Raw genomic sequence first — 14,703 nt, 5'->3', positions numbered from 1 at the left:
TCGAACCTCATCATCTCGGGCCGCTACATCCTGCAGCCAGAGGTGATGCGCACGCTAGAAAGCCAGGAAAAGGGCGCAGGCGGCGAAATCCAGCTGACCGATGCCATGGCGCGGATGATCGGCAGCCAGCCGTTCCACGCGGTGACCTTTGCCGGCAAGCGGTACGACTGCGGCTCGAAGGTCGGCTATGTGCAGGCCAATCTCGCGATCGCACTGGAACGCGAGGACATGGGCGAGCAGATCCGCGCAATTGTGATCGATCTGCTGAAATAGCGGTTCAGCATTGGCTCAGCCGGGCTATAGCAGGGCTTGGGGGCGCGCGATGGGCGCGTCGGAGGGTCGTCATCATGAAGCCTGTTCTGCCGTTTGTCCTTCTGGCGCCGCTGTTGCTGTCCGGCTGTATTGCCAGCGCGGTGGGCGCGGTGGTGACTGCGCCGGTCAAGATCGTGTCCAAGGGCGTCGATCTGGCCACCACCAGCCAGTCGGAGGCCGACGAGAACCGGGGACGCGCAATGCGCAAGGCCGAGGAACGGCTGGGCAAGCTGCAACGCCAGCGCGACAAGGCGCTGCGCAAGTGCGATGACGGCGATGATGGCGCGTGCCGGGAGGCGCGCGACATTCAGGACCAGATCGACGACGAGCGTGACCGCGTGATGTGATCGGCCTGCTATCGCGGGACTGGTCACGAATCGTTCGACCCGGTATGGGCCAGCGCATGGTCCCGGCGGCTTTGCGCCGGACAGCGTTGATGAAAGGCCCTGAACTGCCATGGATGGACAGCAGCTATTTTTCCTGATCGCCGCACTGGTGATCGCCGTGATGATCCTCATCTGGGCGCTGGTCGGGCGCAGCGGCGCCATCGGGCATCACGATGCGGGCCACGGCCATGACGATCATGGCCATGGTCATGACGATCACGGTCATGGGCACGATCATGGACACGCCGCTGTCGAGGCCCCCGCTGCCATCGTCCCCACCATCGGCGCCGCGCTCGACCCGACGGTCGCAGCGCTTTCGACCGCCGATGTCGATGCGCAGATCGCCGCGCAGGCAGCAGAAGCGCAGGCCAGCGGCAAGCCGCGCATCGCTGCAGCCGTCGGCGAACCCGACGATCTGCGCAAGATCAAGGGCATCGGCCCCAAGCTCAACACCTTGCTGGGTGAGCTGGGCGTCGCACGCTATGACCAGATCGCAGCCTGGACCGCGCAGGACGTGGCCGAAGTCGACCCCCATCTGGGCAGCTTCAAGGGCCGCATCGCCCGCGACAACTGGATCGAGCAGGCCGGTTTCCTGGCCCGCGGCGACATTGCCGGTTTCGAGGCGAAGTTCGGCAAGCTGTAAGCACTAGCCGCAGCCACACGACCAACGAAAAAGGGCCGGGTCATCACGCGATGACCCGGCCCTTCGCATGTCAGCGATCCGTCAGGATCAGGCCAGCGCAGCCTTGAGCTTTTCGGCGAGGTCGGTCTTTTCCCAGGGGAAGAGGTCGCCTTCGGGCTTGCGGCCGAAATGACCGTATGCAGCGGACTTCTGGTAGATCGGCTTGTTGAGGCCCAGATGCTCGCGGATGCCGCGCGGGGTCAGGCGCACCAGCTGCGGCAGTGCGGCTTCGATCCGGTCGTCGCCCACGGTTCCAGTGCCGTGCGTGTCGACATACAGCGACAGCGGCTCGGCGATGCCAATGGCATAGGACAGCTGGATGGTGCAGCGACGGGCAAGGCCCGCAGCGACAATGTTCTTGGCCATGTAGCGGCTGATATAGGCTGCAGACCGGTCGACCTTGGTCGGATCCTTGCCCGAAAACGCACCGCCGCCATGCGGCGATGCACCACCATAAGTGTCGACGATGATCTTGCGTCCGGTCAGCCCGGCGTCGCCATCGGGTCCGCCGATCTCGAACCGGCCAGTGGGGTTCACATAGATCTTGGTCTCGGCCGTGATGAAGCCCTCGGGCAGCACATCGTGCATCACGCCGACGACATAATCGTACAGCGTCTGGTACTTGTCGGCATCGCCCTGGCCTTCGTGGAAATAATATCCGGGCGCATGCTGGGTGGACACGACCAGAGCGGTGGCGCGCACCGGCTTTTCGTTTTCATAGGCGAGCGTGACCTGGCTCTTGGCATCGGGCTCGAGGAAATCGACGATGCCTGCGTGGCGGTCGGCGGCCATGCGCTCCAGAATCTTGTGCGAATAATCGAGCGTTGCGGGCATCAGGTCTTCGGTTTCGTCCGAGGCATAGCCGAACATGATGCCCTGGTCGCCCGCGCCTTCGTCCTTGTTGTCCTTGGCATCGACACCCTGCGCGATTTCCGCCGACTGGCCGTGCAGGTTGTTTTCAAAGGTGAAGGTTTCCCAGTGGAAACCATCCTGCTGATAGCCGATGCGCTTGACGGTCGCACGAACGGTCTGCTCGATCTCGTCGAGCGCTCCGGGCGCCCACTCGCCATTTTCATAGACGCCCTTGCAGCGGATTTCTCCGGCGAGCACCACGCGCTGCGTGGTCGTCAGCGTTTCGCAGGCGACGCGCGCATAGGGGTCCTTGGAAAGGAACAGATCGACAATGGAATCGGAAATCTGGTCGGCAACCTTGTCAGGATGGCCTTCGCTGACCGACTCAGAGGTAAAGAGGAAGCTCTTGCGCATGGGTCGCCTTTTGACTGGGGCTCTCGGGAGCATCGCCTAGAGAGCACATATAAAGATTTCCTTATATGCCAGCTCTTAACGCCGCAACGCCCGCAGCGCAACCGCCAAGAGGATAAGCAGGCCCGCCAGAGCGAGCGGAAGCAGGTTGCCCCATAGCGCAAACGGGGTGGCGGCATGCGCGCCCGGCATCACGCTGTCGATATGTCCGGCGGTGTGGTGAGCGAGCGATTGCAACAGCCGGCCGTCGGCATCGATGACCGCTGAAATGCCGGTGGGGGTGGAGCGGATGACCGGCATGCCCTCTTCCAGCGCCCGCAACCGCGCCTGCGCCAGATGCTGCGGCGGGCCCCAGGGGCCGAACCATGCATCATTGCTGGGGTTGAACAGGAAGCCAGGCCGGTGGGCCGCATCCACAACCTCGCCCGAAAACACGATCTCGTAGCAGATCTGCAGGCCCATCCGCCCGAAGGCGCCAAGATCCAGCGTCTGCGGTCCGGGACCCGGCGTGAAACCGATCGTGCCGGGAACGAGCCGCGACAGGCCGATCTGGCCGAGAATCTCCTCATAGGGCAGATACTCGCCGCCGGGCACCAGATGGCTCTTGTCATAGCTGCCCAGGATTTCGCCATCGCTCGAGAAGGCAAACACGCTGTTGGCCGCCGCAACCGCCTGGCCGTTGCGATCAAAGTCCAGCTTGACCCCGCCGGTGACCAGAATGTCGCCATCGTTGAGCGGACGGGTCAACCGCGCACGAACGCCGGCGGGCGTTTCGGGATAATAATAGCGCCGGGGATAGCCATCCTCGACGAAATCCTCGGTCGCCGCCTCTGGCCAGAACACCACGCGGGGCACCTGTGCCTGCCGATCGAGCGATTCGCGCTCGAGCCGGGCAAAGTTGCGCGCGGCCTCCTGGGGGTCGTATTTGTCCGACTGGTCGTTATTGGGCTGCACCACGGTGATCGGCAGATCGGTGCTGGGTGCAGGCGTGCGCTGCACCGCCCAGCCCGCGCCGCTCGCCAGCACAGTGCCTGCCAGCAGAGCCAGCGCCGGTTTCCAGTCGCGCCGCACCAGCAGCAGCAACGCTCCCGATGCCAGCATCACCAGCGCGCCCAGCCCATAGGTCCCCACGATCCGCGCCGCCCAGCCAGCCTCCAGCGCGACCACACCCAGCGGATTCCAGGCAAAGCCGGTGAACACCCAGGCGCGCATCCATTCGGTCACCAGCCACAGCCCGGCAAAGGCCAGCACGAAACCGGCATCGGCCTGGCCGTCAGGGGCGGCGCGCAGGGTTTTCGTGCCCAGCGCTGCCAGTGCGGGAAACAGCGCCAGATAGCAGGACAGGCCCACCACGGCGACCCAGCCCAGCCAGTGCGGCATCGTGTCCTGATAGGTGAACGCGATCGCGATCCAGTTCAGTCCGATGGTGAAATGGCCCAGCGCGAACATCCAGGTCCGGCCAAAGGCGGCGCGGCGGCTGGGGGCGCTGGCGATCAGATGAATCAGGAGCGCAAGGCACGCGAGCGTAACCGGCCACAACCCCCAGGGTGCAAAGCCGGTGGCAGAAAGGCCGCCCGCGACCAGTGCGAGCAATCGGGGATAGCGCTGGGTCATCACCGCCAGCCTATGCCCGTGCGCGCACGCGCTGACAATCGGCGTTGCAATAAGGCTGTCATATCCGCTGCGCACATCCGCTGGACGCAAAAGCAGGTGACAGCCCGCACGCCCCTGCGCATAAGCTGGCGCCATGACCAGCCTGATCGCCCTGCTGCTGACCCTGCAGTCCGCCACCGCACCTGCCCCCGCTCCAGCCCCAGCTCTTGCGGCGACCCCTCCGGTGCTGACGCAGGCGCAGCGCGAGGATCTGACCTGTGCGGCAGCATTTGCGATCATCGCATCCGAACAGGAGCGCGGCGTCACGTCGGCGCTGGCCTATCCCACGATGGTCAGCCGGGGCCGCACCTATTTCGTCTCCACCGCCGAACGGATCGTGACCGAAACGGCATCGAGCGACGAGGCTGTCGCTCTGGCACTGAACGGCATCGTCGGACAGCTGCAGACGGAGGCCACGCAATCGAACGATCCTGCAGGCGTGATCGATGCGGTAATGGAGCCGTGCCTGACCAAGCTCGATGCCGCCGTGCCCATGCCGCCGCCGCCAACGATGCTGCAATGCGCGATCTATCTGCAACTCGCCCATGACGAGGTGAAGAACCGCGAAGGCGATTCTGCCGCAGCACGCGATCTCAAGACGCTGGCCACCGTGCTGGAATCGCGCGCGCGTGATGAAATGCGCGACGAGGGGCTCAGCGGCAACGAAGCCGACCAGCGCTTCATCGAAAGTCGCGAGGCCATCGACGCGCGCGAAAAGGCGCGCAGTACCGAAGATGATGCCGCCGATATCGATTTCGAACACTGCTTCAACCTGGCCCGCCCCGCAGACAAGCGCTGACGCGCGGGCATTTTCGCCTGATCCGTTTCGGGACTCCGGTCACATCACAGTCTGTCAAAAAATTGGCGAAATCTGTCACCTCGCGTGACGGCTTTACGCATCGTTAACGAATGACCCCTAAATCGTTAACTCAAGGCGGTAAGCACTGCCATCAATAAAATGTGGGGCGAAGTTGACATGGAAAAGCTGGACGGACTGGCAATGGCAGACCTGATCGTGGGCAACAGCATCGCGATCCGGGAAATCCGCGGCCTGGTGCGCTTTGCCGCCGAAACCCGCGCCTCGGTCCTGATCACCGGCCCGTCGGGTACCGGCAAGGAGCTGGTCGCCCATGCCCTGCACCGCGCCTCTTCGCGCACCGCCGCCCCCTTTGTTGCCGTCAACAGCGGCGCGATCCCCCGCGAGCTGATTGAATCGGAACTGTTCGGTCATGAAAAGGGCAGCTTCACCGGCGCGATTGCCCGTCGCATCGGTCACTTCGAATCCGCCAACCATGGCACCCTGTTCCTCGACGAGATCGGTGAAATGCCGCTCGACATGCAGGTGCGGCTGCTGCGCGTGCTCGAAGATCAGAAGGTCCGTCGCATCGGCAGCAACGACGACGTCAATGTCGATGTCCGCCTGATCGCGGCGACCCACCAGTGCCTGGAAAGCGCGATTGCGCAAGGCCGGTTCCGCGCTGACCTTTTCTACCGCATCAACGTCCTGCCGATCGAACTGCCTGCGCTGGCCGACCGGCTTGAAGACCTTCCGATGCTGATCGAACATTTCCTGTCGCGCGGCTTTGCCAGCGACAACCCGCCGGTGTTCAACGATGAGGCGATGGCGATCCTGATGGCGCACGACTGGCCGGGCAACGTCCGCGAACTCAAGAACCTGGTCGAGCGCGCCGCCGTGTTCTTCCAGGGCATGGAAGTGGGCACCGACCAGATGGCGATGCTGCTTCGTCCGGCGCGCAGTGCGCGTCCGTCTGAACCGGCCGCTGCGGCAGCGCAGGACCTGCCCGCCAATGTCGTATCGCTGGCCTCGGCGCAGCCTGCGGCCCAGACCGCTCCCCAGGCCGCCCCTCAGCCTGCGACGCCGCGCTTCGCGCGCCCGATGGACCTGCGCGAGCATCTGCAGAACGAGGAAAAGCGCGTTCTGATCGAGGCGCTCGAATCGACCAACGGCGTCGTCTCTGCCGCGGCTCGCCTGGTGATGCTGCAGCGCACCACCTTCGTCGAGAAGATGAAGCGCTACCAGATTGGCCGCGACGTCGCGATGAGTGCGTAAGGCCTAGCTGCCGACCGGCTTGTGGACGCATATCTGCTGAGTCCTTGCGATCAGCTGGTCCCGTTGCCCATCGTCTTTCACCTTGTCCGCCAGCACCGCCATGGCCACCAAGCAATTTGTCGCTCCCGCCGTTTCGGAAAGGCTTTGCGCGGCAATTCCTGTCGCAAAAACCTTTCCGGCGCTCAACTTCGCCTCGGTCGAGCGCCCCTCGGTTTGACCAGAGAATGTGCCGTAGACGGATAACGCATCCTTGCGGCCAGCCGCAGTGCTCGATCGCAATCGTTGCGTGAGCTGATCAGCCTCGTTCAGGTCCCGGGTGACGGCCACCTGCAGATCGACATTCTTCGACAAAAGATCGGCACGCTCAGCGCGCAGCGTCTTGACGTCCAGCCCGATCACATCCCCGAATGCCTTGACCTCCTCGCTCTTGGCGGCACGTTCGTTTGTCAGCTGGATGCCGTCTGCAATGCCGGGAGCCGAGAGTGCAGTGTCGATCTCGGCAATCCGCTTGTTCAAGGCGACCAGACTTTCATACCGCGCCAGCTGCGTGTCGATCGCGCTGATGGCCTTGACGTTGTTGGTGCGCTGGTTGTCATTGGTCCGGGCGGTTTGTGCCAATGCATCAATCCGTCGCATCAGATCGGCATTGTTCGTCGTTTCTTCGCGTCCACCGGCGACCAGCAGCATTTTATAGATTTCTTGGGTACAATCGGTCTGCCGGGCGGTTTCGCAGAACTTGGCAACGGCAACCGGGACCAAGGCAATGTCCTGCCCCTTGTAGCCGAGGCTGAGGTCCAGCCCCGGAGCCTCGGTAGTGCCTGCACTGACGCTGACCCCCACCTGATGCTTGGATGAATAAACGAGCGATGCCTGTTCCAACGGATAGCACCCCCCGACGATTGAGGACGCACACAGCACGGTCATTGCAGCGGCGCTAGTTTTCCAATTCTTCGGCATCGTTTTCCCCCTCCAGACAAGCGTTTCGCGCGCGCTCCATGGCCGAAGCCCAGAAGGCGCGGGATTGCGGATCGTTGCCGGCCTCGAAAATGACGAGACGGCAGCGTGAAAGATCGTTCATGAAAACTGTCTGGCTGCGTGCGAAACCGAGCGTTGCGCCGTTATGGCCGGGCACCAGACCCAGGCCGGAGGCTGTCACCGCCACCATCGCGTCGGGGCTGTCAGGGATCAGCCGCAGCACGCCGAAATGCACGCTGGTGGCGGGCGTGGCACCTTCCACGCGGACGATGGTGCATCCGCCCGCCAGGAGCAGGCAGCCCAAAGCTGAAAACAGGAAAAACGCGCCTCGCCGCACAAACGCTCCCCTAGCGTTCGAATCCGTTTGAATTCGAAAGCTAGCACGGCCTGCAACCCGGCAAATTGTACAAAAGGACCGTTTATGCCCCTATTCAGAAGAGATTGATCCTATTCGGATCAATAGCGGCTGATCAGAAGTCCGCTTCTTCGTAATGCGAGGGCGGCTTGATCACTTCCATCCGTTCGGCCAGCAGCGGGCGAAACGAGGGCCGGGATTTGAACTTCCGGTACCAGTCCGCCGTCTGGTGGTGCGCCAGCCAGTCGATGCCGCCCAGATAATCCGCGATCGAAATGTGCGCCGCAGCTGCGAGGTCTGCCAGGCTCATCGTCGCGCCGCCGATCCAGGCATTATGGTCGAGCAGATAATCGATATAGTCGAGATGCGTGTTGGCCAGCCGCATCGCCTCGCGCAGCACCCGGCCATCGGGCGGCTGGCGATAGATCAGCCGCTTGCGCATCCGCTCGTGCATCAGGGGCGCCACGACATCGCCGAAGAACTGCTCGTCGAACCACGCCACCAGCCGCCGGATCTCGGCGCGGTTGTCGGCAGAGCCATTGATCATCGGGTTCTTTTCGACCGTTTCCTCGAAATACTCGCAGATCGCCCAGCTGTCGCACAAGGTCTGGTTGCGGTCGCGATGACGCATCACCGGGGTGCGCCCGGCGGGATTCATGTCGAGGAACTCGTCACGCTGTTCCCAGGGTGATTCGCGCACCAGCTCATAGCCGACGCCCTTTTCCCCCAGCAGCAGGCGGACTTTTCGCGAAAACGGACACAAAGGGAACTGAAACAACTGCCACATGCCATCATCCATGCAACAGCCGCGCCCATGCGTCCACACAATGCTGGGGAGCGTGAACGCATTTTACGGCCATATCGAGAACAGTCGACCTGCCACCCCGGATCAGCCCCAATCTGAACGGATTGTCATTTTGTTTCGACGAACGGACTGATTCTGTCGATTTGCCGCATCTTTCGTTCAGCTTGGCGTCGGGATGCGCCGTGTAGACCCGGCCTGACGCCGGGCTTGCCCTGGCGTGTCAATGAAGGACAAAACAATGAAAACTCTCTCCCCCATCAAGTTCGCCTGCCTTTCGGCCGCCGCAGCACTGCCGTTTGCGCTGTCTGCCCCCGCCATGGCGCAGGAAACCACCCAGCCCGAAGTCTATGTCGGCGCACAGGGCGGCTATCACGATCTGGGTGACAACCCGCTCGGCAAGGACGGCAGCCCGATTTACGGGGTATTCGCTGGTGTCGACGTTCCTGTCGGCCCCGTCCTGATCGTCGGTGCCGAGGGTAACTACAACCTGGGCTCGGGCGTTATCGACAGCGAATATGGCGCGACCGGCAAGATCGGCGTGCGCGTTGGCGATCGTGGTCAGCTGTTCGCCCGTGGCGGCTATCAGTGGGTCGATGTCGACGTCCGCAAGGCGACCGGAATCAATACGCCCGCCGGGTTCGATGACACCAGCGGCGACTATCTTGTCGGCGTAGGCGGCCAGTACAAGATCGGCGAAAACACCGCACTGCGCGTGACGGTGGACACGCTGGGCTTCGACACCACCCGCGTGGCTGGTGGCCTGGCGTTCAACTTCTGATCGCTGAGCCGCTGATTGCCATCAGCTGAAAACAGACCCCGCCGGCAGCTCTTCCCCAGGCTGTCGGCGGGGTTTTGTTTTGTATCGCTTATTCGGCCGCTTCCATCGCCACCGCATCGCTGAGCGGATGGGCGAGACGAGTGAGCATTTCCTTGGGGCACACCTGCCAGAACTGCGGCAGATAGCGATCCCAGTTGCGCAGGATTTCCTGCGCCCACTGGCTGTCGGTGCCCTCGACATGCGCGGCGATCAGACCCTTCAGGCGGTCTTCCCAATGCGCGCTGTCGATCCGCTGCCAGACGATCGATTCGGGGTTGGCCTGGCCTGCGAATCGGTCATGCCGATCGAGCACGAACGCCATGCCGCCGGTCATGCCGGCACCGAAGTTGCTTCCGGTTTCGCCCAGGATCACCGCGGTGCCGCCGGTCATGTATTCGCAGCCATTGGCGCCGCAGCCTTCGACCACGACCTCGGCGCCCGAGTTGCGCACCGCAAAGCGTTCGCCCGCCTGGCCGGCCGCGAACAATTTGCCCGCCGTCGCGCCATACAGCACGGTGTTGCCGATGATCGTGTTGGCATGGCTCACCAGGGGCGAGCTGACCGTGGGCCGCACGATGATGGTGCCGCCCGACAGGCCCTTGCCGACATAGTCGTTGGCATCGCCGAACACTTCCAGCGTAATGCCCTGGCACAGGAATGCGCCCAAGGACTGGCCTGCCGACCCGCGCAGCCGGATGCGGACATGGCCCTCGTCGAGCGCCTTCATCCCGTAGATCCGAGTGATCTCGGCCGACAGCCGGGTCCCGACCGCGCGGTGCGTGTTGCGCACGTTGTAGGTCAGCTGCATCTTCTCGCGCCGGTCGAACACGGGGCGCGCATCCTTGAGGATCAGCGCGTCGAGGCTGTCGGGAACCGGGTTGCGCCAGCTGTCGAGGTTGAACTTGCGCTGGTCGTCGGCGACATCGACCTTGGCGAGGATCGGGTTGAGGTCGAGATCGTCGAGATGCTCGGCCCCGCGGCTGACCTGGCGCAGCAGATCGGTGCGACCGATGATCTCGTCGAGACTGCGGAAGCCCAGCCGCGCCAGAATCTCGCGCACTTCCTCGGCGATGAAGGTCATCAGGTTGATGACCTTCTCGGGCGTGCCGGTGAACTTGGCGCGCAGGCGCTCATCCTGCACGCACACGCCCACCGGGCAGGTGTTGCTGTGGCACTGGCGCACCATGATGCAGCCCATCGCCACCAGCGACAGCGTGCCGATGCCATATTCCTCTGCGCCCAGGATCGCGGCGATGACGATGTCGCGACCCGTCTTCAGGCCGCCATCGGTGCGCAGCTTCACCCGGTGGCGCAGGCCGTTGAGGGTCAGCACCTGGTTGGCTTCGGACAGGCCCATTTCCCACGGCGTTCCGGCATATTTGATGCTGGTCTGCGGGGATGCGCCGGTGCCGCCGACATTGCCGGACACCAGGATGACGTCGGCATGCGCCTTGGCAACGCCGGCGGCGATCGTGCCGATGCCGGCAGCCGATACCAGCTTCACGCAGACGCGCGCATTGGGGTTGATCTGCTTGAGGTCGTAGATCAGCTGCGCCAGATCCTCGATCGAATAGATGTCGTGGTGCGGCGGCGGGCTGATCAATGTCACCCCCGGCGTCGAATGGCGCAGCTTGGCGATATATTCGGTCACCTTGAAGCCGGGCAACTGCCCGCCCTCGCCGGGCTTGGCGCCTTGCGCGACCTTGATCTCGATCTCCTCGCACGCGCCCAGATATTCCGCAGTGACGCCGAAACGGCCCGAGGCGATCTGCTTGATGGCGCTGTTGGCATTGTCGCCATTGTCGCGCGGAGAATAGCGCTCGGACGATTCGCCACCTTCGCCCGACACGGCCTTGGCGCCGATGCGGTTCATCGCGATCGCCAGCGTCTCGTGCGCCTCCTGCGACAGCGCGCCCAGTGACATGCCCGGGGTGACGAAACGCTTGCGGATCTCGGTGATCGCCTCGACCTCGTCGAGCGGCACCGCCTTGGCGGCGTAGTTGAACTCCATCAGATCGCGCAGATACACCGGCGGCAGCTGGCGGACGCCTTCTGCGAACTGCAGATATTGCGAGTAGCTGTCCTTGGCGACGGCGGTCTGCAGCAGGTGCATCAGCCCTGCCGAATAGGCATGCGCCTCGCCGCCATCGCGCTGCTTGTAGAAGCCGCCGATGGGCAGCCGCGCGACATTGCTGTCCCACGCCGCATCGTGCCGAAGCTTGGCGTTGAGGTGCAGCGAGGCATAGCCCTCGCCCGAGATCTTAGACGGCATGCCGGGGAACAGATCGTTGACCAAAGCGCGGCTGAGGCCCACAGCCTCGAAATTATAGCCGCCGCGATAGCTCGAGATCACCGCGATGCCCATCTTGGACATGATCTTGAGCAGGCCCTCGTTGATCGCCTTGCGATAGTTGGCAACGCATTTGTCGAGGCTGATGTCGCCGCACAGGCCGCGCGACTGGCGGTCGGCGATGCTCAGTTCGGCCAGCCAGGCGTTGACCGTGGTTGCGCCCGCGCCGATCAGCACCGCAAAATGGTGCGTATCGAGGCACTCGGCCGAGCGAACATTGATCGACGCATAAGCGCGCAGACCCTTGCGCACCAGGTGCGTGTGCACGGCAGCGGCTGCCAGGATCATCGGCACGCCGATATGGTCCTCGTCGGCGCGTTCGTCGGTGAGGAAGATTTCGGTGCTGCCTTCGCGCACCGCCTGCTCGGCCTCATTGCGGATGCGGGTGATCGCCGCGCGCAGCTGTTCGGGGCCGCCATCGGCGGAGAAGACGCAGTCGATTTCCGCGACCAGGCTGCCGAAGTCCGCCTTCAGCCGCAGCCAGTCGGCATTGGTCAGCACCGGGCTGTCGAGCACCAGCACTCGCTCGTTCTGACTGTCCTGCTCCAGGATGTTGGCGAGGTTCGAAAAGCGCGTCTTCAGGCTCATCACGTGCCGTTCGCGCAGACTGTCGATCGGCGGGTTGGTGACCTGGCTGAAATTCTGGCGGAAGAACTGCGCGATCGGGCGCGGCTTGGCGCTGACCACCGCGAGCGGGGTATCGTCGCCCATCGATCCGATCGCTTCCTTGCCGTCCTCGGCCATCGGGGCGAGAATCGCCTCCATGTCCTCGATGGTCAGGCCTGCGGCCACCTGACGCCGCGTCAGCTCGGCACGGTTCATGTCGGTAAGGCTATCGGTGCCTGCAGGCGGCAGATCGTCCAGGCTGCGGAAGCCCTTGACCAGTTCGCGATACGGCTGTTCGTCGGCGATCCGGTCCTTGATCGCGCGGTCGTGATAGAAACGGCCCTCGTGCAGATCGACCGCGATCATCTGGCCCGGACCCAGCCGACCCTTCTCGACGATGGTGCTTTCGGGCAGCACGACCATGCCGGTTTCCGACCCGATGACGAGCAGGTTGTCGTTGGTCAGGCTGTAGCGGAGCGGACGCAGCGCATTGCGGTCGACGCCCGCCACCGCCCAGCGGCCATCGGTCATCGCGAGCGCTGCGGGGCCGTCCCACGGCTCCATGACGCTGGCCATGTACTCGTACATCGCCTTGTGTTCGGGCGGCAGAACCTGGTCGCCCTGCCAGGCCTCGGGCACCAGCATCAGCTTGGCGGTCGGCGCCTCGCGGCCCGAACGGCAGATCGCCTCGAACACTGCATCAAGCGCGGCCGTATCTGACGCGCCGGCGGGGATCACCGGCTTGATGTCCTCGCTGTTCTCGCCGAACGCCAGGCTCGCCATCTTGATCTCGTGGCTCTTCATCCAGTTCTTGTTGCCGCGAATGGTGTTGATCTCGCCATTGTGCGCGAGGCAGCGGAAAGGCTGCGCCAGCCACCATTGCGGGAAGGTGTTGGTCGAATAGCGCTGGTGGAAGATCGCGATGCGGCTTTCGAAGCGCGGATCGGTGAGGTCGGGGTAGAAGACCGAAAGGCTCTCGGCGAGGAACAGCCCCTTGTAGATGATCGACCGGCACGACAGCGAGCAGATGTAGAAATCGTTGATCTGCGCGGCGATCACCTTGTTCTCGATCCGGCGGCGGACGAGATACAGCTGCTTTTCGAACTCGGCGACACTCTGTTCGTCGGGCATGGGTCCGGCGATCATGATCTGCTCGATCTCGGGCCGGGTGCGCTGCGCCTTGTCGCCGATGACCGAAATGTTCACCGGCACCTGCCGCCAGCCATAGATGGTATAGCCCGCCTCGATGATCTCGCTCTCGACGATCGTGCGGCAGGTTTCCTGCGCCTGCAGGTCGGTGCGCGGCAGGAAGATCATGCCGACGGCGAGCTTGTTGGGGCGCACCTTGTGGCCCGAATCGGCGATCGCATCGTCGAAGAAGCGCACCGGCAGATCGACATGCAGGCCCGCGCCATCGCCGGTCATGCCATCGGCATCGACCGCGCCGCGATGCCACACCGCCTTCAGCGCATCGATCGCGCTTTCGACCACCCGGCGCGAGGGCTTGCCATCGGTCGCGGCGACCAGACCAACGCCGCAGGCATCGGATTCGGTATCGGGCCGGTACATGCCCTCGCGGGCGAGGCGTTCGTGCTCGGGGGTGGGAAAGTGGGTCATCGGGAAGGTCTTTCTTCGCTGGGCTGCCCCGCAGGAGGGGCGGCCCGGATCATTCGGGTGTTGCTGAACTGCTGGAGGGGCCAGCCCCGCCCGGTTTGAGCGGCGGCGGCAGATGCGCGGTCGCTGCCTCGACCTTGGCGGCGATCGCGGGCATCGCGGCCATCAGCTCGGGCACGAACGACTGCATCTGGCCCATCAGCTCGGGGTTGACGAAGGTCATCATGAACTCGGCCGCAAAGGCCTGGCCCGATGGCGTGGCAAAGAACCGGTCCATGTCGGCGAGCTGCTCTGCCGAAAACTTGCGGGCATAGACCGTGGCCAGTGCATCGCGGATGCCAGGCTCCAGCTTTTCGACCAGCGGGATCATCTCGCGCATCATGACATCGGTGGCGATGCGGGTGCGCTCGCGAAAATGCGGGTCCGCCTCGCTGGCCAGTTCACCCAATGTCTTGTCGCCGGTGGCATCGGCATCGCCCTCGCTCGCCCCTGCCGCCTTGGCAAAGTCGCCCGCGCGCATGTCGAACATCTGGTTCATGACCTGCTGCATCATGCCGTTCATGACGCTGTCCATCATCCGGCGATAGGTGCCGAGCGGCCAGAGCTTTTCCACCACCGGACGCGCGGCGGCGAGCCGGGCCGGATCGACCGGCGCCTGATCGCCAGGCTCCAAGGTCGCAGCAGGTTCGGCCTGCGCCACGGCCGGAGTGGGCGCGAGAGCGGCGAGCGCCACCCCGGCAAGGGCAAGGCGCGCACGACGGGGCAGCGACATGGATGGACGATGGATCATCATTCAAATCCGGTTTGACGAAAC

General features: G+C 64.0%; 12 protein-coding genes and 1 pseudogene. 6 read left to right on the top strand and 7 right to left on the bottom strand.

Annotated elements, in window-relative coordinates:
* The 3 genes and pseudogenes from D618_RS0112105 to D618_RS19070 all read left to right on the top strand — a co-directional run.
* A pseudogene (locus tag D618_RS0112105) lies at window positions 1-273 on the top strand (UTP--glucose-1-phosphate uridylyltransferase); the annotation flags it as partial.
* 74 nt (window positions 274-347) lie between these two features.
* Window positions 348-659 (top strand): hypothetical protein, encoded by a 312-nt coding sequence (locus tag D618_RS0112100; RefSeq protein WP_017671787.1) that lies wholly within the window; start codon window positions 348-350, stop codon window positions 657-659.
* A gap of 109 nt (window positions 660-768) precedes the next feature.
* Entirely contained in the window at window positions 769-1,341 is a 573-nt protein-coding gene (locus D618_RS19070; RefSeq protein ID WP_017671786.1) for a hypothetical protein, read from the top strand.
* An 87-nt stretch (window positions 1,342-1,428) separates the two neighbouring features.
* On the opposite strand, the gene metK is transcribed toward D618_RS19070, so the two are convergent.
* A complete protein-coding gene (gene metK / locus D618_RS0112090) occupies window positions 1,429-2,646 on the bottom strand; it encodes a methionine adenosyltransferase (protein ID WP_017671785.1) in 1,218 nt (405 codons plus the stop codon).
* Between the two features lie 75 nt (window positions 2,647-2,721).
* Window positions 2,722-4,257, bottom strand: coding sequence for an apolipoprotein N-acyltransferase (gene lnt / locus D618_RS0112085; protein ID WP_017671784.1), 1,536 nt, complete (start codon window positions 4,255-4,257; stop codon window positions 2,722-2,724).
* Between the two features lie 133 nt (window positions 4,258-4,390).
* Between lnt and D618_RS19065 the strand changes: the two genes are divergently transcribed.
* Together D618_RS19065 and D618_RS0112075 are read left to right on the top strand one after the other, a co-directional pair.
* A complete protein-coding gene (locus D618_RS19065; protein ID WP_017671783.1) occupies window positions 4,391-5,095 on the top strand; it encodes a hypothetical protein in 705 nt (234 codons plus the stop codon).
* A 159-nt stretch (window positions 5,096-5,254) separates the two neighbouring features.
* Window positions 5,255-6,367, top strand: coding sequence for a sigma-54 dependent transcriptional regulator (locus tag D618_RS0112075; RefSeq protein ID WP_017671782.1), 1,113 nt, complete (start codon window positions 5,255-5,257; stop codon window positions 6,365-6,367).
* A gap of 3 nt (window positions 6,368-6,370) precedes the next feature.
* Here the strand turns inward: D618_RS0112075 and D618_RS0112070 are convergent, their stop codons facing one another.
* From D618_RS0112070 to D618_RS0112060, 3 genes are all read right to left on the bottom strand, one after another.
* Entirely contained in the window at window positions 6,371-7,246 is an 876-nt protein-coding gene (locus D618_RS0112070) for a hypothetical protein (protein WP_017671781.1), read from the bottom strand.
* A gap of 55 nt (window positions 7,247-7,301) precedes the next feature.
* Window positions 7,302-7,679: a hypothetical protein gene (locus D618_RS0112065; protein ID WP_152414690.1), complete on the bottom strand. Its 378-nt coding sequence runs from the start codon at window positions 7,677-7,679 to the stop codon at window positions 7,302-7,304.
* A gap of 133 nt (window positions 7,680-7,812) precedes the next feature.
* Complete coding sequence (locus D618_RS0112060) at window positions 7,813-8,484, bottom strand: glutathione S-transferase family protein (protein WP_026091613.1); 672 nt, start codon at window positions 8,482-8,484, stop codon at window positions 7,813-7,815.
* A 256-nt stretch (window positions 8,485-8,740) separates the two neighbouring features.
* Here D618_RS0112060 and D618_RS18285 point away from each other — a divergent pair, with 256 nt between their 5' ends.
* On the top strand, window positions 8,741-9,280 hold the full coding sequence (locus D618_RS18285; protein WP_193746714.1) for an outer membrane beta-barrel protein: 540 nt from the start codon (window positions 8,741-8,743) through the stop codon (window positions 9,278-9,280).
* A gap of 88 nt (window positions 9,281-9,368) precedes the next feature.
* Here the strand turns inward: D618_RS18285 and gltB are convergent, their stop codons facing one another.
* On the bottom strand, window positions 9,369-13,892 hold the full coding sequence (gltB, locus tag D618_RS0112050; RefSeq protein WP_026091612.1) for a glutamate synthase large subunit: 4,524 nt from the start codon (window positions 13,890-13,892) through the stop codon (window positions 9,369-9,371).
* Window positions 13,893-13,941: 49 nt separating this feature from the next.
* Entirely contained in the window at window positions 13,942-14,661 is a 720-nt protein-coding gene (locus D618_RS18280; RefSeq protein WP_017671776.1) for a DUF2059 domain-containing protein, read from the bottom strand.
* Window positions 14,662-14,703 lie beyond the last annotated feature (42 nt).

The sequence above is a fragment of the Blastomonas sp. AAP53 genome (genome assembly GCF_000331245.1).
Taxonomy (GTDB): domain Bacteria; phylum Pseudomonadota; class Alphaproteobacteria; order Sphingomonadales; family Sphingomonadaceae; genus Blastomonas.
Note: the sequence above shows the minus strand (reverse complement) of the source record. Positions and strands in the feature narration are given on the sequence as shown.

Coding starts and splice junctions, on each gene's coding strand:
- metK (WP_017671785.1), bottom strand. CDS start 2,646: ATGCGCAAGAGCTTCCTCTTTACCTCTGAGTCGGTCAGCGAAGGCCAT.
- D618_RS19070 (WP_017671786.1), top strand. CDS start 769: ATGGATGGACAGCAGCTATTTTTCCTGATCGCCGCACTGGTGATCGCC.
- D618_RS18285 (WP_193746714.1), top strand. CDS start 8,741: ATGAAAACTCTCTCCCCCATCAAGTTCGCCTGCCTTTCGGCCGCCGCA.
- D618_RS19065 (WP_017671783.1), top strand. CDS start 4,391: ATGACCAGCCTGATCGCCCTGCTGCTGACCCTGCAGTCCGCCACCGCA.
- D618_RS18280 (WP_017671776.1), bottom strand. CDS start 14,661: ATGTCGCTGCCCCGTCGTGCGCGCCTTGCCCTTGCCGGGGTGGCGCTC.
- lnt (WP_017671784.1), bottom strand. CDS start 4,257: ATGACCCAGCGCTATCCCCGATTGCTCGCACTGGTCGCGGGCGGCCTT.
- D618_RS0112075 (WP_017671782.1), top strand. CDS start 5,255: ATGTGGGGCGAAGTTGACATGGAAAAGCTGGACGGACTGGCAATGGCA.
- gltB (WP_026091612.1), bottom strand. CDS start 13,892: ATGACCCACTTTCCCACCCCCGAGCACGAACGCCTCGCCCGCGAGGGC.
- D618_RS0112060 (WP_026091613.1), bottom strand. CDS start 8,484: ATGTGGCAGTTGTTTCAGTTCCCTTTGTGTCCGTTTTCGCGAAAAGTC.
- D618_RS0112100 (WP_017671787.1), top strand. CDS start 348: ATGAAGCCTGTTCTGCCGTTTGTCCTTCTGGCGCCGCTGTTGCTGTCC.